Below are 20142 nucleotides of genomic sequence, written 5' to 3' on the forward strand. Positions count from 1 at the left end.
TGGTTTGCGTGGCTTTGCCGAAGCGCTGCGCGCCGAGCTGGCCGACTATCCCCATCCACATCTGCGATGTCTATCCCTCCTTCGTCGATACGCCTGGCCTCAGCCATGGCGCGAACTATGCGGGCAAGAAGATCGCCGCTCCGCCGCCCTTGGTCGATCCGCGCCGCGTTGCAGAGGCCGTGTACCGTCTCGCTGACCATCCGCAGGCTACGACCATGGTCGGCGCCTCGACTGCGGCGGTCCGGATGAGCCATTTCCTCGCGCCCAACCTCAATGCCCGCGCGATGGATGTCGGTCTCAAACGCTATTTTGAGACGGCCGAGAATGTGCCGGTCAGCGACGGCAATCTCTTCTCTTCGCTCCGCCCGCCGATCCTGGCGGAATCGATGGCGGCATGCGCTCGCCCGCCGCCCGGAAGATTGGCGCCAGCGTGGCTGCCACTGCCGCCGTCATTGCCCCAGCCAGTATCGGCGCATGGCTACTCCGGGAAAAGCCTTTAAGATCTCAAGGACCGGATGAGGACGACCATGCCTAACTTTCCGAACCGCCTTTCCCGGATCAGCCGCAGCCCATTCCGGGCAAGACGGCGCGGATGGACCCCGAGCCGGATCATGGCGAGAAAAGTTACAAAGGTTCAGGCAAGCTTGCGGGCAAGCGTGCAATCATAACCGGCGGCGATAGCGGCATTGGCCGCGCGGTTGCGATCGCCTATGCGCGCGACGGCGCCGATCTCCTGATCAGCTATCCCAATGAAGAGGAGGACGCCCAATGCGTCGCCGAGCTCATCGAAGCCGAGGGACAAAAATGCATTCTCATGGCCGGCGACATTTCCGAGCCTGCACATTGCCGGGCGATCGTCGAGCTAGCCGTCAGTGAGCTAGGTGGCGTTGATATCCTCGTTAACAATGCCGCCCACCAGGCGAACTTCGAGCAGATCGAGGAGATCAGCGACGAGGAATGGCAGTATAACCTTCGCCACGACATCTATGCAATGTTCTATCTCGTCAAAAACGCCACAAGGCATCTGGCGGCCGGCGGCACGATCATCAACACCGCCTCAGTCAATGCAGACATGCCGAAGCCGCAGCTTCTGGCCTACGCGACGACCAAGGGCGCGATCAAGACTGAATAGTCGTTCGATAATAGTTCGTAATGATAATCGCTGCTTTGATATCCTCGACCGCTACGTTTCCTCGACGGTATGACTCTGCTTCACGAACGCGGATCCGGATCGCGACGCTAACTCGCGTGCCTCTGCCTCATACTGGGTTGCCAGCAACCGATGAGCCGACGCGGCTTCTGATGACGTCGCCGAGGCCGCGGCCTCTGCTTCTTCTTGCGCGCGCCGTTGGTAATAGGCCAAATTATCGTCGGTCATGGACATTTCTCCATCAAAGCGGCACTTCCGATAAACTCTGCCGATCGCTCCCGTAAGGTTGAATATGGAGGTAGCCTGGATCGAACTCACCAGCGTTACGTAATCGGGCAATATCGGGAATGTTGATCACACGATGGGCGGTAACGATCAGCCCCTCGGTGCGAAGCTGCTGCATGGTACGGTTGACGTGGACCGAGGTGAGTCCGAGCGTATCGCCGAGCTGTTCCTGCGTGACATAAAGCCCGAAGCTGCTTTCGTTCTCTTCCTCGCCATCCAGGCGGGCGCTCAGCTCGCATAGGAGATGCGCGAGCCGCTGCCGAGCCGAAAGGCGGCCGAGGCAGAGCGCCCATTGATTGAGAAGAGCATTTTCAAAGAGCGTCAAGGACAGGAACATTCTTGCGATCCCGGCATGCTTGGCCGCAAGCGCCAAGGACCGGTCGCGGGGAATTGCCAGCACCTTCGTTTCGGTCAGAGCGCGGATCCCATATCCGGATCGCTCAAACGCAAGAATGTCGATATTGGCGGCATCACCGGGAACGAGCAGTGCCGAAATCTGCCGCAATCCGTCGCGCGTGGTCAGATATCGACACGCCCACCCCTCTACCACGAGATAAAGATTCTCGGATGTCTCTCCCTCGCGTATAAGGTCGGTGCCGGCGCGAACCAATCGTGGGGCCGTGGCGGCGTTGTCCAACGCCTGCTGCTCCTCCAGCGAAAGGAAAGGCGACGCCGCGAGTCGTGTGCCGCCAAGCGTCACGCGAGCCGGTCGCCGCTTTCCTGACATCTCGAGCGATTGCAGCCCCTCATGCATCTTCCATCGCCTCCGCCATCCCGGCTGCTTCGATGCGCTCAAGTTGGGCCTCGGCAAGTCGGCAATACGCCACTACATTCAAGATGTTCGCCTGGGGCGCTTGCTTTAGTTCAACATTGGCCCGGCTGCGGTCGTTCAGGTCGTCCACGGACATGATCGCTCTCCGATATGCCACGCCCAGGCAACGGCAGCACCCTCCGATGCCTTGGGAGCTAGCTGGATGATCAGGTAACCTAGATTAGCAGAAATGGTTCCACGCGGACCATTAGCCAGCCAGATTCCATTGCATCAGCGGTAGCACGCGATGTTCGCAACTGATCAACCGCCCGCGGGCCCTGTTCGGACAGTTTTCGAAGCTCCCGTAGGCCCTCCCCGACGTGCCGTGCCTTGGCCCAGCGCCGGGACTGGTCCGCGTTTTCTATAAGGTGGCAACCTCCTCGGGGTGCGACATCATCACGGCGTGACTGCTCCGCACTTCGTTAAACTAGCGCCGCTGCGCGGGCGGTGGAACCATTTGGTCTCAGTCGCAAGCATGAAGTAGCTGGGATTCGATTTCCGCGCCGCCTCGGTGACGACGCCGCCAACCGCGTTCCATCCCAAGGAACATGAGCCGCCGCCATGAACGAGGTAACGCCGGCCAAGTCTGTTCGCTGTTCGGTGCCGAGCGCGCCCGCAGTTTGCTGGATCAGGTAATGGGCGCCTGCGAGCGTATGCAGTCATCCGGACAAACCTCTGCCAAGTAGTCCACGGTTTGAGCGGCTCCCGCGCAGCCGCCGATCATCTTGAGCGCAATTCCTGCGAATCCGGCAAGGTTGGGTGCACTGTTGGCATATCGCCAATCCCCTCGATCGCCGGTTCAGCGCTCCGGAAAACTCGTTTGCTCAGGCGACCACCGACGGCGGTAAGCCGTTTACACGATCGACGTATAAGGTCTCAACTTTCGCCGGACTGAGCTAACCGGTCGGTTTGAACGAAGATCCTGATGCTAAGCAAAGCGCAGCACCGTTCTGCTTGGTCTGAATTCTTGAGCTGGCCCCCGTTTTGACCGGACGGATCTAAGCCTAAGAAGGAGGCTTAGGGCTATCCCCTGAGCATAGGCTTATGTCCGTGTCAGAGATCATCACCGATGGCGGTCGCCGCCGTCACTGGGGTGCTGTCGAGAAGCTGAGGATCGTCGAGGAGACGCTCGATGGCCGCGAGAGCATTTCGGTCGTCGCCAGGCGCAACGGCGTTGCGCCCAATCTGCTGTATCGCTGGCGCCGACTGATGCTGGAAGGCGGGAGCGTCGCGGTCGCCGGCGACGATGACGTGACCAGCAACCGCCAAGTCCGCGAGATGGACAATCGCATCCGAGAACTGGAGCGCCAGCTCGGCCGCAAGACGCTGGAGGTCGAGATCCTCAAGGAGGCGTTGGAGCGCTCGCGCCCAAAAAAAGCGACCTTGCTCATGCACTCGTCGCTGCCGGAGACTATCCGGTGAGCCTGGTTGCCAGCACACTGGGCGTCGGACGCTCGACGGTGTACGACCGCCTGACCGGCAGCACCAGGACGCGCAGGTCTTACGCCAAGGCGGGCGACACCGGTCTGCTGCCCCGTATCCGCCAGATCGCCGCGCAGCGGCCCACATACGGCTACCGCCGCATCGCGGCGGTCCTCAATCGACAGCTCCGCGCCGAAGGGCTGGCGCCGGTCAACCACAAACGGGTTTACCGCATCATGGCGGCGGACCGCCTGCTGCTGGCGCGGCGCTACACCGAGCGGCCCGACTACGGGCATGACGGCGTGGTCGTGGCGATCCGCTCGAACCTGCGCTGGTGCTCGGACGGCTTCGAGTTCACCTGCTGGAACGGCGAGGTCGTGCGCGGCGCCTTCATCATCGACGCGCACGACCGCGAGATCATCGCCTTTGCCGCCGTCGCCAACGCCGGCATCAGCGGCTCGCACGTGCGCGACATCATGCTGGAGGCCGTGGAGGCCCGCTTCGGCGGCATGCGAGCGACAACGCCGGTCGAGATGCTGTCGGATAACGGTTCAGCCTATACCGCCCGCGAAACCCGGACCTTTGCCCGGCAGCTGGGTCTGAAACCCTGCTTCACGCCTGTCCGCAGCCCGCAATCCAACGGCATCTCGGAGGCTTTCGTGCACACTCTCAAACGCGATTACGTCCGCGTCTCGCCGCTGCCCGATGCGCCCAACGCGTTGACATCACTCGCCGGATGGATCGAAGACTACAACGACAACCACCCGCACTCAGGGCTTAAAATGCGTTCGCCGCGCGAGCATCGCGCAATGGGTTCAGCAACCGCTTAAGTCCGTCCGGCGAAACAGGGGCCAGATCAATTCTCAAGGGGGTGTTTGAGCCTTTCACGCACCTCATCGGAGCAACAAGCGTTCATCCTTGTGCAAGGTATTTTCAAAATGCTCGAGAACGACCTATCCACAACATTGGCGCGATTAGGTTTGGCTACCATCTTGGGGCTGGCCTTGGGGTTCGAAAGGGAACGACAGGGCCATGATGCGGGTTTGAGGACGCATGGGCTCGTCTCGCTTAGCTCAGCCATGCTGACATTGTCCGCTTTGGAAATGGTCGAAGCGCACGGCGAAGGGGATCCGGTTCGGGTTGTTCAGGGTCTGGCGCAGGCGATCGGCTTCATAGCAGGCGGCCTTATTTTCGTGCGGGGCGGCGATGTCCAGAACATGACCACGGCGGCTAGCTTGTGGATGGCCGCAGCGGTAGGAATTACGGCCGGTGCCGGCCAATATGTGCTGGTGCTGGCGGGTACTGTGCTGGCGCTCCTCCTCCTGTCGGCAGTCCTGCTTGTGGAGCGGTACATGCCCAAACCCCATCGAAAGGAAAACAAGGATGGTGTTGATATGCATATGCCGAACCGACGCAGGTCGTCCGGCGAAAAACAAAGCGACTGATGATCGATGAGAACAGGCCACCGTCAGACAGACTTCGCGAGGCTGCTCCTGAGAACGGCGGTCGTCGTCACAACGATTCTTGGCGGGTGGAAATCTCAAATCTATCCGTAGCTGGCTCAGCCGATTTTGGCCATCAGTCGCCCGGCAGCACCACCCCGGCGGCAAGGTTGCGGTTGTAAGGCAAGGGCATGCGGGCGACTTCCAGCGCAGGAAATCCATGTGTGGACGGCCCCTGCGGTGCAAGAGCTTTCGTGTGGCGATGAGCACCGGTCGGGTGCATCCATGTGTTCGGCCTGTTCGCGCAGCACCGCCTGGCTGCTGGCCCTGATGAAGTCCGCGGATCGGGTCCCTAATCACGTCATCGCGCTCGAAGCGCTCTGCTCCCCTGGGCTTGTTCGATCCCCGGTCTGACCGGTTTGTCATCATCACTCAGCTGCCCTTAAACCCATCCCGCCCCTCGCTTCAGCGGGCGAAGAGGACAGCGGTCACGCAGCCGCGGCCGCGTAGACCTCCTTGTGCGCCATCACCGCCCAGGCGATGCGCGCTGTCTTGTTGGCGAGCCCGACGGTCGCGATCTTCACCGGCTTGCGCTCGAGCAGCTGTGCAACCCGGGGTTGGCGGGCGGCATCCTTGAGCGCCATCCGCATCACCGCGGTCGCGCCGACGACCAGCAACTTGCGGAGGTAGCCGTCGCCCTGCTTGCTGATGCCGCCAAGCCGCTCCTTGCCACCAGAGCTATGGGCCTCGGTGTGAGCCCAAGCCCTGCAGCGAACTGCCGCCCCGAGCGGAACAGCGATGCGTCGGGCACAGCCGCTGCAATCGCCGATGCGGTAATCGGACCAATGCCGGGGATGGTCGCGAGCCGGCGGCTGGTTTCATCGGCGCGGTGCCAGGCGAGGATCTGTGCCTCGAGCCGATCGATCTCGCTAGCAAGCGATCGCAGTTGAGCACCGATAGTATGCAGCGCCGACCGTGCATGTGACGGCAGCTTTACCTGTGCCTCGTGAAGGAGCTTCATCAGCACGGCGACGCCTCCGGGCCCCTTGCCACTGACGATGCTGCACTCCGCGAGGTGCGCCCGCAACGCGTTGATCAATGCGGTTCGCTGTCGCACGAGCAGGTCGCGGGTCTTGTGGAGCATCAGCACAGCCTGCTGATCGACGCTCTTGACCGCTACGAATCTCATCGTTGGCCGGGTCACCGCCTCGCAAATCGCCTCGGCATCTGCGGCGTCGGTCTTCCCGCGCTTCACTTATGGCTTTACATAGGCTGGCGGCATCAACCGGACATCATGGCCCAGCGCCAGAAGCTCTCGTCGCCAATGGTGCGCGGACGCGCAGGCCTCCATCCCAACCAGGCACGGCGGCAATGATGAGAAGAACTTGAGCACCTCACCGCGCCGGAGCTGCCGGCGCACCAACACCTTGCCATCGGCGCCGATCGCGTGGACCTGAAACACGTTCTTCGCCAGATCGACACCGACGATCACGACATCCTGCGGCATGGATCGACTCCTAGACGTGGCTCAACGACCACATCATTGCACAGCTACGCTAGTGCAGGGGCCGTCCACCCAATCACGTCAAGTTGTCGAAAAGGGAGCGGGTTTTGACAACGTCGAGCTGATCTGCAAGCCTTTCACAGCCGATGCCCTGATTGACCGTATCAACCGCTTGATCCGTGGTAGAGCTTTGGACACCACCGATCACATACCGCCCAATTGAGCGCCAGGGCGACACCTTGTGGTGCCGCCCTCTCGTCCGATCCCATTCCCAGCCGCAATATGTAAGCTCCGGTATACTGACAGGCTGAATCTGAAAAGCGTCGGGTGCGCGTCGGCCTCCGACGACTTCAGTCAACGCTGGGGTCGCCCGGCACCATCTCTGGATGCATCCTCAGCATTTCCGTGCAGCGCTTGTCCTTCATCATCGCGTCGCGCGTCATGGCCTGACATGCCTGTAGTTTCCGTTGATCGGAAGGGGACATTTTCGACATGGGATCCGGCTGCCTTGGGCTCGGCTGCGCCGGCGCGGGCGGAACGGAGTCTGGCGGTTGCTGCGTCGGGTCGGGTTGCATAGGCGGGGTTTGCTGCGAACCCGGTTGCGCCGGCGTTGTCTGCGTCGATCCGGGGGCCATTTGCGCCGATACGGGTGCAGCAATTACTGCTGTAATCAGCATAGCCGCACCAATCCATGTTCTCATTATCACGGCATCTCTCCTTGTTGGGCGGCGTAAAGCACCGCAGCCAACCAACCTTTCTTGGGCTAGTCAAATTGAGTGTAGTGTAAGCTTAGGGCGGGGAACCCGTGCAGGTTTCGTTTTTGCATCGTAAGCATCTGCCATCTCGCGATGTGCAGCCATTACGCTATCGTCTGTCGCGTTGCGGGCTTTGGCCCGTTCTTCTGCCGACCGACGCAGCAGGTAAACAAGATCGTCGTCCGCCATCACAACCTCCTTTTTTTCGGTTCGGTACAGCCTCACGGATAAGCGGATGAACCGCGCTAAGGTAAATTAGTTTGGGTGCAGGTTGTCGCCGACCCTGAACGGCTGGGCGCTAACCAGACCGCCTTCTTTGTGAAGACAAGGCAGGCGCTCCAGCATTCCCTCACTGCTGCGACGGATAATCCTCCGGCTTGACCGTGCTAACCGATGGCCGATCCTCCACCTTTTCCTGGGGCTGCCCGCCCCCGGTCCGGTTATCGCCTTCCGCTGCGTCTGGCCGGGCATCGCCCAGCGGCCCGCGTGGCATTTCGTCCTGATTGTTTCGGTCTTTCGACTTTCGTTTCATATCAAACTCCACTAATGATTGGCCCGCGTCAGCGCCGGCCAGCGCCTTCACGCCCTGCCTTTGTGTCATCCTCCTCGCCGTCGCGAGTCATCGTCTCCGGGTTGTAGTCGTCGGGAATGCTGCCGCCGCTCAGAGGATCGCGCTTCGGTTCGCGATCGAGGGTGTCGCTGGGGCGCCGCGCGGCGCCTTCGGGCTGGTTCTCTGTCGAGATATTGGGATTGCTTGTGTTTTCGGTCGGGACATCGCGGACCTTGCGGCTGTCACTCATGGGACTTATCCCGATGGGCTGCATCCGGTTCCTTGCCGAACGCCTCGCGCAGTTCGTCCTTGGCCTTTTCCAGTATCTCACGTTGGCCTTTGTCGAGATTGTCGCCGGCGCGATTGATATAGAAGTTGAGCATGCCCATCGCCGATTGCAGCGGCGTGCCCTTGCGCCGTTTACTGTGCTCGGCCGAACGCTTGAGCGATGCCGCGATTTTGGCGGGATCGTCCTGCTTGAAAACGCCATCTTCCAGATCGAGCGCATCGGAATGTTCGGTCACGTCTTGCGACCACTTCTTCTGGGCCATGGCTCAGTCCTTTCCGGCGCTGGGCTGCGCCATCCTGCGGTGCTGTTCGGCAAGGACCGACTGCGGGACTACTCCAGCCCCTGCGACTTGCAGCTTGTTGGAGAGGCCCGAGACGATATGACCCTTGCCTGCAAGCAGGGCTTTCCACCCGTCGCGCGCGACCTTCGCCGGATCGGCCTTCTCTTCCTGCCCGACCTTGGTATCGAGCATGCCGGCCCGCGCGAAAAACTCGGTATCGGTTGCGCCGGGCATCAGCGTGGTGAGCGTGACGCCGCCGACATCTTTGATCTCGTTGCGCAGCGCCTCGGTGAAATTGTCGATGAAGGCCTTGGTCGCGTTGTAGACGGCGTTGAAGCTGCCCGGAATGTACCCGGCGATCGATCCGGTCACGAGAACCTTGCCGGCATCGCGAGCAACCATGTCGCTCAGCACCTTCTGGAGCAGATGGACGGTGCCGGTGATGTTCGTGTCGACTGAGTGGCGCCAGGTCGCCGTATTTTGCTCGAGGAACGCACCGCCGGTGCCCACGCCGGCATTGGCGCACAGGACATCGACTGTTCGGCCATTGGCCGCAGCAAGCAGCTGGTCAACACCTTCCAGCGTCGAGAGGTCGGCTTCCATCGAACGGACATCGACGCCGTGGCGCCTGAAATCCTGCGCGGCGTCGTCGATCTGCGGTTCGTTTGCGACGACAAGGAGGTCATAGCCCTCCTGTGCCACGACATGGGCAAGTTCGAAGCCGATCCCGGTGGATGCGCCGGTAATGATCGCGAATTTATCAGCCATCCGTTTTCCTCATGGGGTTCTCAGGCGCGCAAGCGCCTCGATATGACGTTGGACGACCGTTGCGATCTCTCCGGCTGCGGTCTTGAGTTGTGGCGTGTCGCCGTTCGCCGCATAGGCTTGATGGAGAGCCAGTGCCTGGTCGTGCGCCGTGACTTGAGCATCGAGATAGACCCGATCCGAATCGGCGCCGGACGCCCTCTTGATTTCATCGAGGCTCTGCTGCTGATGCGGCTCCAGGGCAGGTGCTGCGACGGAAATGCCGGCCTGCTTGGCGGCCGTCTCTACCTTCGCTGTGGACTCCTTGTGATGCTTTATCATCATCTGGGCAAAAGATCGGATCTCCGCGTTCTTGGTCTTGGCGATAATCGCTTCGGAAGACTCGATTTCAAAGAGATCGCCGGCGCCGGCCTTGGCGAGATAGCCGGGCGTGTCGGTTGCCGGAACGGCCGGTGCGACATCGTTCTGTGATGGCGTGGCGTTCGTTGCGCCGCTGGAGACCTGATCGGTCCCGTCCGTCGGCTCCGTGGTTCTATTGCAGCCGGCAAGAAGCAGCGGGGGAAGCGCAAGCCATAGCAGTTTCTTCATGCAATCCTCCTGTAGGAGCCATTTTTGAAATTCAGACCGCGAGGTTCAGGGGACGGGACAGTCCGGCCGCAACATCAACTCAGCAATGTCGTGTGCGCTAAATGCCTGCCCATTCTCCATTACCAGGCTGAAGCGCGCTTGGACCTTTGGCGCTGCTGTGAGGAACGCGCCCAGAATCTCGCGCAGCGGTCCCGATCTGTCATCAGGTTGGTAGCGCGGGGGAAGGCTGAGGCCGCCTCGCTCTTCATGAGTCAGCGTCAGCGTACCGACCTCATCCCATATGTCGGCGTCGCTCTCCATCAGGCGCGATCCCGGAGTTCGGTGCCGCCTTCGTGCCCGGCGCAGTGCGCACAGCAATAGATCGCCTCGCCTTCCTCCACCCCGTGCCCAATGATCCGACACTGACAATGTGCGCAGCGTAAGCGTGGCCTGCGGACCGCGGTTCAGGGTAAGTGCGGTTTGTAGGCCACATTCTGTCATTTTGGCAGAGAGTGTCTGAGTTTGAAAAATTTACGATGTCGCTCGATCGTTTCTATTCCTTTCGCTATTATGCGGTTGGATTAGGGAGAACATGAGTGACTAATGACGAGTTGAAGGTATTGGTCATCGAGGCCGGGGCGATTTTTGACCAGATCGATGATCTCCCGCTGAATGATGATGGAACCCGCGAATTGCCTCCTGGAATGCTGGATCGTGCCAGAGAAATTGCAGCTATAGCATTCAGTTTGCGGTCACCGACATGATCCTTGGCCGGAGTGGCGTAAGAATCTAGCTTTGGCATCTCCACTAGGCAGCTTGAGCAACGTCTTGGTCGGTCAAGCGCCAGTTCCATGGCATGAGTTCATCCCATTTGGCTGCGGGCCAGTTGCCAGCGATCCTGCCCATGACATCGGCGATATAGGCCTGCGGTTCGAGGCCATTGAGCTTTGCAGTCTCGATGATGGAGTAGATGGCGGCGGCCCGATCACCGCCTGCTTTTGAGCCTGCGAACAACCAGTTTTTGCGGCCAAGGGCCACGCAGCGCATGGCGCGCTCGGCTATGTTATTGTCAATCTCCAGTCGGCCATCGTCGAGGAAGCGCGTCAGCGCGATCCAGCGCTTGCGGCCATAAGCGATCGCCTTGGCCATCTCCGACTTGGGCGCAAGACGGCGCAGGGCATCGTCGAGCGCCTGGCGGAGATCGTCGATCAATGGCTTGGTGCGGTCCTGCCGGCTTCGTCGTCGGATATCGGGCTGATGGCCGCGAACCTCTGCTTCGATCTCATAGAGCTGACCGATACGTTCCAGCAGATCAGTGGTGAGCGGCGTCGGCTTGGTCGCATGAATGTCGAATATCTTGCGCCGGAAATGTGCCCAGCAGGCGACTTCGGTGACGCGGTTGGTGTTGTAGAGCTTGTCATAGCCAGCATAGCCATCGGCCTGCAGATAGCCGGTGAAACTGGCCAGCTGGCGTCGGGGATGCGCGCCGGTGCGGTCGGTGGTGAACTCATACCAGACCAGTGGCGGCGAGGTCGCACCAGAGGCGCGATCATCGACGGCGTAGGCCCAGAGCCTGCCAGTCGCTGTCTTGCCACGTCCTGGATCGAGCATAGGCACCGGCGTATCGTCGGTGTGGATCTTTGAGGCGGTCAGGCCGACCTCGCGGATACGATTGATGATTGGATCGAGCAGCACGGATGCTTGGCCGACCCAGCCTGCCAGCGTCGAGCGGTCGATCTCGATGCCCTGCGCGGCCATGATCTCGGCTTGGCGGTAAAGTGGCAGATGATGGTCGAACTTGGAGACGACGACATGGGCCAGGGTGCCGAAGGTCGCCTTGCCCCGCGCTATCGCCTTTACCGGCGCGGGCGCCTGCACGATCTTCTCGCAGGACCGGCAGCTATACTTGGGGCGGATGGTCCGAATGACGCGCCACTGCACGGGCACGGCATCGAGCATCTCGTCGCTATCCTGCCCCAGCGGCCGCAGCGCGCCGCCGCAGTCGGGACAGGTGCAGTTACCCTGATCGGGCTCGATCCGCTGTTCCTCGCGCGGCAGATGGGCGGGCAGCGCCCGAACCGGTGATGGCCGAATGACGGCTACCGGATCGCCTCGACGCACGGCGGCAACGATGGCCTCGCCTTCGAGTTCTTCAAGGGCCAGCTCAAGCTGGGCAATCTGGGTATCGAGCTTCTCGGACGACTTGCCGAACTGCATCCGCTTGAGGCGTGCAATCTGCACGCGCAGCGTATCAATCAGGATGTCGCGGGCGGAAATATCGGCATGGGCGGCGGCCAATGCGGCTTCGAGCTCGGCGATCCGAGCATCTTTATCAGGAGTGAAAAGGCCTGCGTCCGACACCGCGATTATATAGCAGATTGGTGGTGGCAATGCTAATAGAAGTGCCAGAAAATGGGCGTTTTACCCCGCCAATGAAGGGGTGAAAGTGCGTTCAGGTCGCCGCCAGTCGATGCCTTCCAATAGCATCGAAAGCTGGGCCGCGGTCATGATCACCGACCCCGTCTTGGTCGACGGCCACACGAAGCGCCCCCGGTCCATCCGCTTGGAAAACAGGCACATGCCCTGGCCGTCATACCAGAGCAGCTTCACCAAATCGCCGCGCTTCCCCTGGAAGGCGAACAGCGCACCGGAATGTGGGCTCTGCTCCAGGATCTGCTGCGTCATCACCGCCAGGCCGTCGAAACCCTTACGCATGTCGGTCGCACCGCAGGCCAGGAAGATCCGCGTCGATGGCGGCAGCGGGATCATCGTGTCAGCGCGCCGATCACCCGCGACAGGGCCTCGGCATCGACCGTGGCGTCCACACTCACTTTGATGCCCGACGGCAGCTCGATCCCGATCACGCCGTTGCTGCGCGCCGCAACCGTTGGGGCGGGCAAGGCCGGCTGCTCGCTGATCTGCACCTGCGCAAATACAGGCTCGATCGGCTTGCACACCCCGGTCAACTCGCCTGACATCGCCTGTTGCCGCCATGTGTAGATCGAGCCGCTGCCGACGTCGTGGCGCTCACAGGCTGTCCGCACGCAACCGTCGGGGCCGAATGCATCCCGTAATACGGCCAGCTTCTGTTCCACCGTCCAGCGCCGACGGCCCGACACCCGGCTAACGACCTCGATCCGACTACTCATACGATTACTCGTATGATTAATCGCCCGTTCGCTTGCTGAATCCTCGATCTCGTCCGACACCCGCCACCTCGCTCAAAGAGCGGCAATCATCCCGGCGAATGGGCATTACGCAAGGCGGCCCTCAGGCCCCGCTTACTGCGCAGCGCGGCGCCAACGCCTCGATCGCGCACTCAAAACTGTCGAACGTGGACCTCTTGCCGCCCAGTTCTATCGTGAATGCCTTGTCGTAATCGTTGCCGCACTGGTCGCAGACCGCCATGTCAGTTCCTCGTCGTTCAGACGTAGGGCACGCCATAATAGCCGTAGACTTGCTCGCCATAGGCGCGGTCATAACGAGGCTCCTCGCTGCCGTAGCGTGGCGCCCCTTCGAGCTGGTCCTTGTCGATATTGACGACATAGCCGCCTTGATCGATATCATAGGTCAGCACTTGCCATGGAATCGGATAATAGTCCGATCCGAGGCCCAGGATGCCGCCGAACTGAAGAACGGCATATTCGGCTTGGCCAGACCGCTTGTCGACCATGAAATTGTAGATATTGCCGAGCTTCTCGCCGGCACGGTTATAAACCGCAGTCCCCTCGACTTTGTTCGAAGCAATCAGGCGTTCGGTTTCATCTGTCGATACGTCGCGATCCAAATCCGTCATTTGGAGCCTCCATATAATGAGTCTCCCCCGCCTCTCGAATCTGGCAGCAGATAGGTGACGGACAACCACATAGGATAGGATCGCGAACCCATATTACTCGCGCTGTCGCGATCGTCGCCCGGTTGGGCGTGATCGCCCATCAAGATGGCAGCGCACGTTAGCGGGTTGATAAGTCCGTTAGCCATCACGGCTGAACCCGTGTAACTGAACGATCCTCAAACACATGGTGAGGATCAGTGATCCTGTTCAAGGTGTTCCATGGGCTCAAACGCTCCAAAGCATCACGTCGACCGAGTGAGTTCTGCGAGGCTCGCCGCTAAATCAGCGTTTCGAAAGGGCTTCGTCAAGCGAGGCAGATCGGGCGCTATGCCCTCCGCCTCCGCATAGCCGGATATAACTAGCACCTTGACCCGCGGGTGGCTGTTCTGGAGCGTCCGAGCGAGTTCAGTGCCGGACATTCCGGGCATGAGGTGATCGGTGACGAGCAGGTCCAACTGCAAGCCGCGATCTACCAACCCGAACGCTTCTTCGGCCGAGGCAGCCTCGACCACCGTGTATCCTAGCTCGCTTAGCATGTCGGCCGTGCTCATGCGGACGATCTCCTCGTCGTCGACGAGCAGCGCTGTCCCACTGCTTTTTGTCAGCAGCTCCGTTTCGACGACATATGCAGTGCTTGCGATTGATCCGACGCTCTGTGGAAGCCAGAACTCAATATGGGTTCCAATGCCACGTGTGCTGCGGATCGTGAGTGCGCCGCCAAGTTGTGATGCAAGGCCATGCACCATCGACAGCCCGAGGCCCGTCCCTTTGCCCACGCCCTTCGTTGAAAAGAATGGCTCGACGGCGCGCTTAAGCGTAGCCTCATCCATCCCGTCGCCGGTATCGGCGACGGACAGGCGCAGGTATCGTCCTGGGCTTAGGTCCGTCCGATGCTGAGGACCGACGCTTTCCGCGTCGACCGAAATGCGCAAGGTGCCTCCGTCCGGCATCGCGTCACGGGCGTTCACGGCCAAATTCAAGATGGCCATTTCAAGCTGGTTGGGATCAGCGTTCGCTGGTGGCAGTCCCTCGGCTGCATCGACCACCACCTTGATCTGCGGCCCGGTCGTGCTCGAGATCAGGTCCGCCATGCCTTGCACGAGCGGAGTCAGGTCGACGGCCGTGGCCTGTAGCGGTTGACGGCGAGCGAACGCGAGCAGGCGCTGGACCAAGGTTTTGGCGCGATCGGCCGACTGAAGCGCGCCCGCAATCAGGCGCTGTTCGCGTTCGTTGCCCAGCCCCTTGCGTTGAAGCATGTCAAGCGAACCTATGATCGGGGTCAGCAGATTATTGAAGTCGTGCGCCACACCCCCGGTAAGGCTGCCCATCGCCTCCATTTTCTGCGATTGGCGCAGCGCCTCCTCTGCGTCCCTCAGACGAGCTTGTTCTTGTAGTCGCGCGGTGACATCCGAAACGAATTGGTAAGCGCCGGTTGCCCGCCCATTTGCATCGCGGAGAGTCCGGAACCGCATTTCGTAATGGCCCCGGCTCTGTGAGGGATCGCCGAACTCGTCGATTTCAACGAACTCCTCGCCTGCGAGCGCCCTCGACCAGACCGCCTCGACCGCTTGCCGATCGTCGGGGCGGTGCGCGAGCATCTCAAGCATATTGTCACCGGCCCTTGGGCGGCGCACACCAAAAATGCGCGCGAACTCGTCTGACGCTGCTTGGTTGATCGCGAGCCAGTTAAATTCACGGTCGGCGACTTGGACGAAGATATCGGTGCCGTCGATAACGTCGGCGAGTAGCCGACGCTCGGCAAGCGCCTCCACGACGCGGCTTTCGAGCGTCTCGTTCAGCTCGCGCAGCCGAGATTCGCTCTCGCGTAGCGCTGCGGCGACGCGGCGTTCCTCAGTCACGTCATTGGCGTTGTGGATGATGGCTTCCACTCCACCGCTTTCATCCAGAACTGCCGAATTAACCGGGCTCCACCAGCGCTCTTCAAAGCTGCCGTCCGGCCGTGCGATGTCGTACTTCAGGCCCGGCAACGCATCGGGCTCGTGCGTCGCCAGGACACGCTCAAGCGAGGCGCGCAATGTGCTCACACCCTCGATAGTTGGATCGTCAGGATTGTCTGGGAACGCCTCGAACACCCCGCATCCGACTATGCTTTCCCGTGTCGTCATAGTGGCGGCAAGGTAGGCGTCGTTCACTTCTTTGATTGTGAAACGCGGCGCGTCGGCTGCGAGTACGAGGAATGGTGCCGGCGAGGCTTGGAACAGGCGACTGAAGCTCTGATCGGCCTTGACGCGCTCAGTCACATCGCTGGCCGCCCCGAACCACTCGATGATATCGCCGGCATCGTCGAGCACTGGAATGGCCCGCGAAAGCGTCCAACCGACAGTGTCGTCGGCGCGCAAAACGCGATGTTCAAATTCGAACAACGTCTTTGCGCTGATCGCACGACCGATTGCCTTCCGCACACGGGATCGCTCATCGGCCGGAATGTATTTGTCGATCCAGTCTGTCGTCGGCGCGTCGGTGTCGACGAGGAAGCCGGCACCGTCGAGACCGCGCATCTCACGCCAGTCCGGACTCATTCGGTATAGTGAGGAAGATCCGACCGTGGCCAAGGCGCGAAAACGAGCTTCGCTATCGCGCAGGCCGGCTTCCGCGCGAGCGCGTTCGACCGCCGACCAAGTTCGCTCGGCTACTTCACGGACAAGGGCCTCATCACCTTGGGTCCACTTTCGCGGCGAACGAGAATGGGCATACAGCGCGGCCGCAAAGCGCCCGCCCTTGATTAGCGGGACGGTGATGGCCCCGCGCATGGTGATGGTTTCAAATGCTTCCGCTACCGCCTCTCCGGCCGTCAGTGCCTCGGCCAGCACATCCTCGAAGTTGACGGTTTGCCCGCCTCTAAACGCCGCGATTAGGTCTGGACCAAAGTCATCCAGATGATGGCGTCCGATGAAGCTTGCCATGTTGCCGTCGGACCAATCGCGCTCCACGACGAACGTCCGATCGTCGGCGGCCACTTCTGCATATCCGGCGCGATCGGCCCCAATCTCACGGCCGAGTGCCTCGGCCGCCGCCTGCATGATCTCGCCAGCGTCGTCCAACGAGCGGAGGCGGTCGCCTAAGGTGAGGATGAAGGCCTGCCGCCGCTCGGCAAGCACCATTTCAGTCTCATCGAGCGCCGTGACGAAAACGCCGCCGACGGAACCGGCATCGTCTCGGATCGGCGAGAAACTGTAGATCCAATAGGTATCCTCGAGGTGGCCGTGCCGATCCATCTTCAAAAGCTGGCGCTCGGTCGAAAAGCCGCAGCCGGTTTCGACGACCGAGGCGATCTGCGGGCCGAGCACGTTCCAGATTTCCGGCCACACATTGCCGAACGGTCGCCCCAGTGCCCAGGGGTGTCGCTCCGCCAGTGCCGGCGCATAGGCGTCGTTGTAGAGAATGCACAGGTCAGAACCCCAGTGCACGGCACTGACGATCGGCATGTTTAGACAAATTTGAAGTGCCAAGCGCAGCGGCTGCGGCCAGCCTTCGGGCGGGCCGAGCGGCGAAGTTGACCAGTCGTGAGCGCGTATCAACGCGCCCATTTCACCGCCGCCGGCTAGGATAGCTCGATCATGCTCGACTGGGGGCATTGGGAGCAATTCCTTCTTTTTGATCAAGTGCCCAGGCGCCGTTTTCGCTTTCTGCGCTAATCGCCTCTTGGGCCGAGGCCGGAAGATGGCGATAAAGCGTGGCCACCGAAACGCCGATCGTCGGCGCAATCTCGCGAGCGGTCATGCCTGAGGCAAGGAGCTTGCGTGCCGCTTCGATGCGCTTGGGGGTCATTACCGTTTTTCGGCCCCCGACCCGCCCATCGCGTTTGGCGATTAGAAGCGCTGCAGTCGTCCGCTCGCGGATCAGATCGCGCTCCATCTCTGCCATCGCGGCCATGATGTGGAAGACGAGCTTGCCGGCAGTACCGGCAGTATCAATGCCATCCGTGAGAGAGCGGAGGCCAATGTTGCGATCGGCCAGCTCGGCCGCGAGTTCGATGAGCCCCTTCATCGTTCGCCCGAGGCGATCCAGTTTCCATACGACCAGTACGTCGCCAGCCCGCGCATGTGAAAGCGCGTCAGCCAGACCGGCTCTGTTCGCCTTCGCGCCACTCGCCTTGTCAGAAAATAACTTCTCGCATCCCGCTTCGCCAAGCGCTGCGAGTTGCGGCTTCAAATCCTGCTCGGCGGTAGACACACGCGCGTAACCGATCAGCATGGAGCGTTCTCAAAACCCATCCTCGACGCCTAACACGTGGCCCATCAATCGCGAAAGTGTTTTGAGACGACGCTATCGGCTGCTATAGGTTCTCACACGGCCGCGTATCAAAATCGATGATGTCACAACCAGCTCACACGCGGAGGAAAGATTTCTGAGGAACCCTAATTCCCGGCGATGAACTGGTTCTGATACGCCCGGTACCGGGGAGGACTGTCCTAAATGCGGCGGAAGCGGCACGGTAGATGGCAAGGAGTGCGAGATTTGTGACGGTCTAGGCAGGGTTATCAGGGGAATTGGTGGCGCTTGAACTATCATTGATATTTGGATAGGAAATTGGCAGGGCAACTTTCTGCCTTTTACACATCGCAGGAGCCAACCCGTATCAAGGTCGTCGGCTTGACCTCCTGCCTAGCTGTCCCAAGCACCTTTGCTTTCAGCCACCGCGCGCGCTCACGATGAGACCTTTGACCGACTAAGCGGAAAGAGCTAGTCGTCGCCGCCATCTCACCGCCTCTTGAGGCCGTTGTTGTCTCCAATCAGCCATCTGAACGACCGGCGAAGCCTTGGCGTTGCATCCTCATCGAACCAGGCGCCATGGGCGAATATCACGCGAGCCGGCTTCATGGCCAGCAATCGCTCCACCGCCGCTTTGCCGGCCCTCCACTTCAGGAAGATGGCGGCGCGCAAATAAAAGGGTGCCCCGCCATGGGGGGACGCACTTCCGCCGAGCTTCATTAACAACGCCATGATGGTCGGAAGTTTGTTCGGTTCAAGATTGATGACAGTATCGGTCAAAACGAGCGTTGCCGTCTTTTTATGGAAGATGGCGACCTCGCAGAAGCCGGCTCCTGGAATAATGACATGTTCGATCTCGCCGCTCCATTCGGCGGGGGCCTGCGGGCCAAGCTCGCGATCGATCGGCAAACGTGCGCGCCTGACCGCAAGGCGTCCCGCTAACTTGGGCGCTGCCCATAGCTGTGTGCCCGGGATAGCATGCCGCCACTTTCCCGCAAAAATCCAGTGCGCAATGTTCGGTGCTACGAGGTGACGGATGCGTCCGAGCTGCTCCAGTTCGGCGTGCAGAGAAGCGATATAGCGGGTAGGCGAATGCAACAAAAGATCACCGTTGTTGAGCCGTATCACGGTCATTCGCACCGGCATGGGCATCCCGTAGGCACTGACCGGCCCGCTATCCACGATCCAGACATCGGGCGCGATGGGTTTCAGGATGTCCAACGGTGCATAGGTGACATCGATGCCACCATGCCCGCCCGAGCGCCCCTTGCCATCTGCTGAACTGGCCACCGGTTTCGCGACTAGATCAGGGGCTTGCCGCCGGTCACGGCTATGGTTGCTCCCGACATGTAGCTGGCTTCGTCTGTCGCTAGCATGACATAGGCAGGCGCAAGTTCCTTGGGCTGAGCAGGTCTGCCGAGCGGGGTATTCTCGCCAAATTTTTTCACCGCCTCCGGTGGCATCGTCGAGGGGATCAACGGTGTCCACACCGGACCGGGCGCCACGCAATTCACGCGTATTTTCTTCTCGCCCAAAAGTTGCGCGAGGCCTCCAGTGAAGTTCTGAATTGCTCCCTTGGTTGTTGCATAGGGAAGAAGAGTGGGGCGCGGCATGTCGGCGTTGATCGAACTGGTATTGATGATCGCCGCGCCTTCTCCCATGTACGGAACCGCGGCCTTGGCTAGATAGAACATCGCATGGATGTTGGTGGCGAAAGTTTTTTCCCACTGCTCGTCGGTGATGTCCTCCAGATTTTCGAAGCTCATCTGGTAAGCTGCATTGTTGACGAGTATATCGATGCGCCCGAACTGCTGGACTGCTTTGTCGACTATGACACGGCAATGCGCCGCATCGCTGATGTCGCCAGGCACCAATATAGCCGTTCGGCCTGCCTCCTGAACCCAGCGGGCGGTATCCTGGGCATCTTCATCTTCGCTTAGATAGGAGATCAGTATATCCGCGCCCTCCCGGGCATATGCTATCGCCACTGCGCGGCCGATGCCACTATCACCGCCAGTGATGATGACCTTCTTTCCCTCGAGCCGTCCTGACCCACGATAGCTATTTTCACCATGATCCGGTACCGGGTCCATGGCCGCAATTGTCCCCGGCACTTCCTGCTGCTGTTCAGGCAGGGGCGGCATCACAGCATCCAGTGTCTTGTCGTTCATGAACCAAGCCTCCGCTAAAAAATCTTACTGGAAGCGCTGAAGCTTTCAGTAGGTTCCTTCGCAACGACTGATCTTCGAAATCG

Annotated in this window: 24 protein-coding genes and 1 pseudogene; 5 read left to right on the forward strand and 20 right to left on the reverse strand. The window is 60.7% G+C overall.

Translation table 11 applies throughout. The features are described from left to right. Positions 1-8: 8 nt before the first annotated feature. Both ACZ2HM_RS07600 and ACZ2HM_RS07605 read left to right on the forward strand, forming a co-directional pair. Positions 9-500, forward strand: a complete 492-nt coding sequence (locus tag ACZ2HM_RS07600; RefSeq protein ID WP_470426897.1) for a hypothetical protein — start codon at positions 9-11, stop codon at positions 498-500. Between the two features lie 92 nt (positions 501-592). Further along, positions 593-1132, forward strand: coding sequence for an SDR family NAD(P)-dependent oxidoreductase (locus ACZ2HM_RS07605; protein WP_470426670.1), 540 nt, complete (start codon positions 593-595; stop codon positions 1130-1132). A 51-nt stretch (positions 1133-1183) separates the two neighbouring features. Here the strand turns inward: ACZ2HM_RS07605 and ACZ2HM_RS07610 are convergent, their stop codons facing one another. From ACZ2HM_RS07610 to ACZ2HM_RS07620, 3 genes are read right to left on the reverse strand one after another with little or no spacing between them, the layout of a single operon-like run. Beyond that, positions 1184-1378, reverse strand: coding sequence for a hypothetical protein (locus ACZ2HM_RS07610; protein ID WP_470426671.1), 195 nt, complete (start codon positions 1376-1378; stop codon positions 1184-1186). Between the two features lie 13 nt (positions 1379-1391). Continuing rightward, the gene (locus ACZ2HM_RS07615) at positions 1392-2189 is read right to left on the reverse strand and encodes a Crp/Fnr family transcriptional regulator (protein WP_470426672.1); all 798 of its coding nucleotides are present in this window, start codon (positions 2187-2189) and stop codon (positions 1392-1394) included. Continuing rightward, positions 2182-2343 (reverse strand): hypothetical protein, encoded by a 162-nt coding sequence (locus ACZ2HM_RS07620; protein ID WP_470426673.1) that lies wholly within the window; start codon positions 2341-2343, stop codon positions 2182-2184. Before ACZ2HM_RS07620 ends, ACZ2HM_RS07615 begins: the two co-directional genes overlap by 8 nt. Before the next feature lie 947 nt (positions 2344-3290). Here ACZ2HM_RS07620 and ACZ2HM_RS07625 point away from each other — a divergent pair. Together ACZ2HM_RS07625 and ACZ2HM_RS07630 are read left to right on the forward strand one after the other, a co-directional pair. Then, positions 3291-4498, forward strand: a protein-coding gene (locus ACZ2HM_RS07625) for an IS3 family transposase (RefSeq protein WP_470426674.1) whose coding sequence is annotated in 2 segments (ribosomal slippage) — positions 3291-3615 and positions 3615-4498 — 1209 coding nt in all. Because the reading frame shifts where the segments join, the coding sequence is not laid out codon by codon here. A gap of 45 nt (positions 4499-4543) precedes the next feature. Next, positions 4544-5113, forward strand: coding sequence for an MgtC/SapB family protein (locus tag ACZ2HM_RS07630; RefSeq protein WP_470426675.1), 570 nt, complete (start codon positions 4544-4546; stop codon positions 5111-5113). A 485-nt stretch (positions 5114-5598) separates the two neighbouring features. Here the strand turns inward: ACZ2HM_RS07630 and ACZ2HM_RS07635 are convergent. The 8 genes and pseudogenes from ACZ2HM_RS07635 to ACZ2HM_RS07670 form a co-directional block, all read right to left on the reverse strand. After that, a pseudogene (locus ACZ2HM_RS07635) lies at positions 5599-6617 on the reverse strand (IS110 family RNA-guided transposase). A 764-nt stretch (positions 6618-7381) separates the two neighbouring features. Beyond that, on the reverse strand, positions 7382-7558 hold the full coding sequence (locus tag ACZ2HM_RS07640; RefSeq protein ID WP_470426676.1) for a hypothetical protein: 177 nt from the start codon (positions 7556-7558) through the stop codon (positions 7382-7384). Between the two features lie 160 nt (positions 7559-7718). Beyond that, positions 7719-7901, reverse strand: a complete 183-nt coding sequence (locus tag ACZ2HM_RS07645) for a hypothetical protein (RefSeq protein WP_470426677.1) — start codon at positions 7899-7901, stop codon at positions 7719-7721. A gap of 28 nt (positions 7902-7929) precedes the next feature. Continuing rightward, positions 7930-8169 carry a hypothetical protein gene (locus ACZ2HM_RS07650; protein WP_470426678.1) on the reverse strand — a complete coding sequence of 80 codons (240 nt, stop codon included), beginning with the start codon at positions 8167-8169 and terminating at the stop codon, positions 7930-7932. Beyond that, positions 8162-8470, reverse strand: coding sequence for a DUF3175 domain-containing protein (locus ACZ2HM_RS07655; RefSeq protein ID WP_470426679.1), 309 nt, complete (start codon positions 8468-8470; stop codon positions 8162-8164). The genes ACZ2HM_RS07650 and ACZ2HM_RS07655 overlap by 8 nt, the downstream gene beginning before the upstream one ends. A 3-nt stretch (positions 8471-8473) precedes the next feature. Continuing rightward, positions 8474-9256: an SDR family NAD(P)-dependent oxidoreductase gene (locus ACZ2HM_RS07660; protein ID WP_470426680.1), complete on the reverse strand. Its 783-nt coding sequence runs from the start codon at positions 9254-9256 to the stop codon at positions 8474-8476. Positions 9257-9265: 9 nt separating this feature from the next. Beyond that, complete coding sequence (locus ACZ2HM_RS07665) at positions 9266-9841, reverse strand: DUF4142 domain-containing protein (RefSeq protein ID WP_470426681.1); 576 nt, start codon at positions 9839-9841, stop codon at positions 9266-9268. A 45-nt stretch (positions 9842-9886) separates the two neighbouring features. Continuing rightward, positions 9887-10141: a hypothetical protein gene (locus tag ACZ2HM_RS07670; protein WP_470426682.1), complete on the reverse strand. Its 255-nt coding sequence runs from the start codon at positions 10139-10141 to the stop codon at positions 9887-9889. Positions 10142-10416: 275 nt separating this feature from the next. Between ACZ2HM_RS07670 and ACZ2HM_RS07675 the strand changes: the two genes are divergently transcribed. Further along, positions 10417-10584 (forward strand): hypothetical protein, encoded by a 168-nt coding sequence (locus ACZ2HM_RS07675; RefSeq protein ID WP_156106061.1) that lies wholly within the window; start codon positions 10417-10419, stop codon positions 10582-10584. A 43-nt stretch (positions 10585-10627) separates the two neighbouring features. Here ACZ2HM_RS07675 and tnpC read toward each other — a convergent pair whose 3' ends face one another. From tnpC to ACZ2HM_RS07720, 9 genes are all read right to left on the reverse strand, one after another. Beyond that, a complete protein-coding gene (gene tnpC, locus ACZ2HM_RS07680) occupies positions 10628-12181 on the reverse strand; it encodes an IS66 family transposase (protein ID WP_037472588.1) in 1554 nt (517 codons plus the stop codon). A 60-nt stretch (positions 12182-12241) separates the two neighbouring features. Then, entirely contained in the window at positions 12242-12589 is a 348-nt protein-coding gene (gene tnpB / locus ACZ2HM_RS07685; RefSeq protein ID WP_470425803.1) for an IS66 family insertion sequence element accessory protein TnpB, read from the reverse strand. After that, entirely contained in the window at positions 12586-12969 is a 384-nt protein-coding gene (gene tnpA, locus ACZ2HM_RS07690; protein ID WP_037472585.1) for an IS66-like element accessory protein TnpA, read from the reverse strand. The genes tnpB and tnpA overlap by 4 nt, the downstream gene beginning before the upstream one ends. A gap of 121 nt (positions 12970-13090) precedes the next feature. Then, entirely contained in the window at positions 13091-13228 is a 138-nt protein-coding gene (locus ACZ2HM_RS07695; protein WP_470426683.1) for a hypothetical protein, read from the reverse strand. A 16-nt stretch (positions 13229-13244) separates the two neighbouring features. Further along, positions 13245-13616 carry a PRC-barrel domain-containing protein gene (locus tag ACZ2HM_RS07700; RefSeq protein ID WP_470426684.1) on the reverse strand — a complete coding sequence of 124 codons (372 nt, stop codon included), beginning with the start codon at positions 13614-13616 and terminating at the stop codon, positions 13245-13247. Between the two features lie 281 nt (positions 13617-13897). Beyond that, positions 13898-17251: a PAS domain-containing protein gene (locus ACZ2HM_RS07705; protein ID WP_470426685.1), complete on the reverse strand. Its 3354-nt coding sequence runs from the start codon at positions 17249-17251 to the stop codon at positions 13898-13900. Further along, positions 17232-17870, reverse strand: coding sequence for a recombinase family protein (locus tag ACZ2HM_RS07710; protein WP_470426686.1), 639 nt, complete (start codon positions 17868-17870; stop codon positions 17232-17234). Before ACZ2HM_RS07710 ends, ACZ2HM_RS07705 begins: the two co-directional genes overlap by 20 nt. A gap of 507 nt (positions 17871-18377) precedes the next feature. Further along, positions 18378-19178 carry a DUF4336 domain-containing protein gene (locus ACZ2HM_RS07715; protein WP_470426687.1) on the reverse strand — a complete coding sequence of 267 codons (801 nt, stop codon included), beginning with the start codon at positions 19176-19178 and terminating at the stop codon, positions 18378-18380. Between the two features lie 11 nt (positions 19179-19189). After that, on the reverse strand, positions 19190-20059 hold the full coding sequence (locus ACZ2HM_RS07720; RefSeq protein WP_470426688.1) for an SDR family oxidoreductase: 870 nt from the start codon (positions 20057-20059) through the stop codon (positions 19190-19192). Positions 20060-20142: the final 83 nt, after the last annotated feature.

Source organism: Sphingobium sp. KKT206 (genome assembly GCF_055640555.1).

What these genes read in the sequence shown, in the direction of transcription:
- ACZ2HM_RS07605 (WP_470426670.1), top strand. Translation starts at nt 593, where the DNA reads ATGGACCCCGAGCCGGATCATGGCGAGAAAAGTTACAAAGGTTCAGGC.
- ACZ2HM_RS07610 (WP_470426671.1), bottom strand. Translation starts at nt 1,378, where the DNA reads ATGACCGACGATAATTTGGCCTATTACCAACGGCGCGCGCAAGAAGAA.
- ACZ2HM_RS07615 (WP_470426672.1), bottom strand. Translation starts at nt 2,189, where the DNA reads ATGCATGAGGGGCTGCAATCGCTCGAGATGTCAGGAAAGCGGCGACCG.
- ACZ2HM_RS07620 (WP_470426673.1), bottom strand. Translation starts at nt 2,343, where the DNA reads ATGTCCGTGGACGACCTGAACGACCGCAGCCGGGCCAATGTTGAACTA.
- ACZ2HM_RS07640 (WP_470426676.1), bottom strand. Translation starts at nt 7,558, where the DNA reads ATGGCGGACGACGATCTTGTTTACCTGCTGCGTCGGTCGGCAGAAGAA.
- ACZ2HM_RS07645 (WP_470426677.1), bottom strand. Translation starts at nt 7,901, where the DNA reads ATGAAACGAAAGTCGAAAGACCGAAACAATCAGGACGAAATGCCACGC.
- ACZ2HM_RS07650 (WP_470426678.1), bottom strand. Translation starts at nt 8,169, where the DNA reads ATGAGTGACAGCCGCAAGGTCCGCGATGTCCCGACCGAAAACACAAGC.
- ACZ2HM_RS07655 (WP_470426679.1), bottom strand. Translation starts at nt 8,470, where the DNA reads ATGGCCCAGAAGAAGTGGTCGCAAGACGTGACCGAACATTCCGATGCG.
- ACZ2HM_RS07660 (WP_470426680.1), bottom strand. Translation starts at nt 9,256, where the DNA reads ATGGCTGATAAATTCGCGATCATTACCGGCGCATCCACCGGGATCGGC.
- ACZ2HM_RS07665 (WP_470426681.1), bottom strand. Translation starts at nt 9,841, where the DNA reads ATGAAGAAACTGCTATGGCTTGCGCTTCCCCCGCTGCTTCTTGCCGGC.
- ACZ2HM_RS07670 (WP_470426682.1), bottom strand. Translation starts at nt 10,141, where the DNA reads ATGGAGAGCGACGCCGACATATGGGATGAGGTCGGTACGCTGACGCTG.
- tnpB (WP_470425803.1), bottom strand. Translation starts at nt 12,589, where the DNA reads ATGATCCCGCTGCCGCCATCGACGCGGATCTTCCTGGCCTGCGGTGCG.
- tnpA (WP_037472585.1), bottom strand. Translation starts at nt 12,969, where the DNA reads ATGAGTAGTCGGATCGAGGTCGTTAGCCGGGTGTCGGGCCGTCGGCGC.
- ACZ2HM_RS07695 (WP_470426683.1), bottom strand. Translation starts at nt 13,228, where the DNA reads ATGGCGGTCTGCGACCAGTGCGGCAACGATTACGACAAGGCATTCACG.
- ACZ2HM_RS07700 (WP_470426684.1), bottom strand. Translation starts at nt 13,616, where the DNA reads ATGACGGATTTGGATCGCGACGTATCGACAGATGAAACCGAACGCCTG.
- ACZ2HM_RS07705 (WP_470426685.1), bottom strand. Translation starts at nt 17,251, where the DNA reads ATGCCCCCAGTCGAGCATGATCGAGCTATCCTAGCCGGCGGCGGTGAA.
- ACZ2HM_RS07710 (WP_470426686.1), bottom strand. Translation starts at nt 17,870, where the DNA reads ATGCTGATCGGTTACGCGCGTGTGTCTACCGCCGAGCAGGATTTGAAG.
- ACZ2HM_RS07720 (WP_470426688.1), bottom strand. Translation starts at nt 20,059, where the DNA reads ATGAACGACAAGACACTGGATGCTGTGATGCCGCCCCTGCCTGAACAG.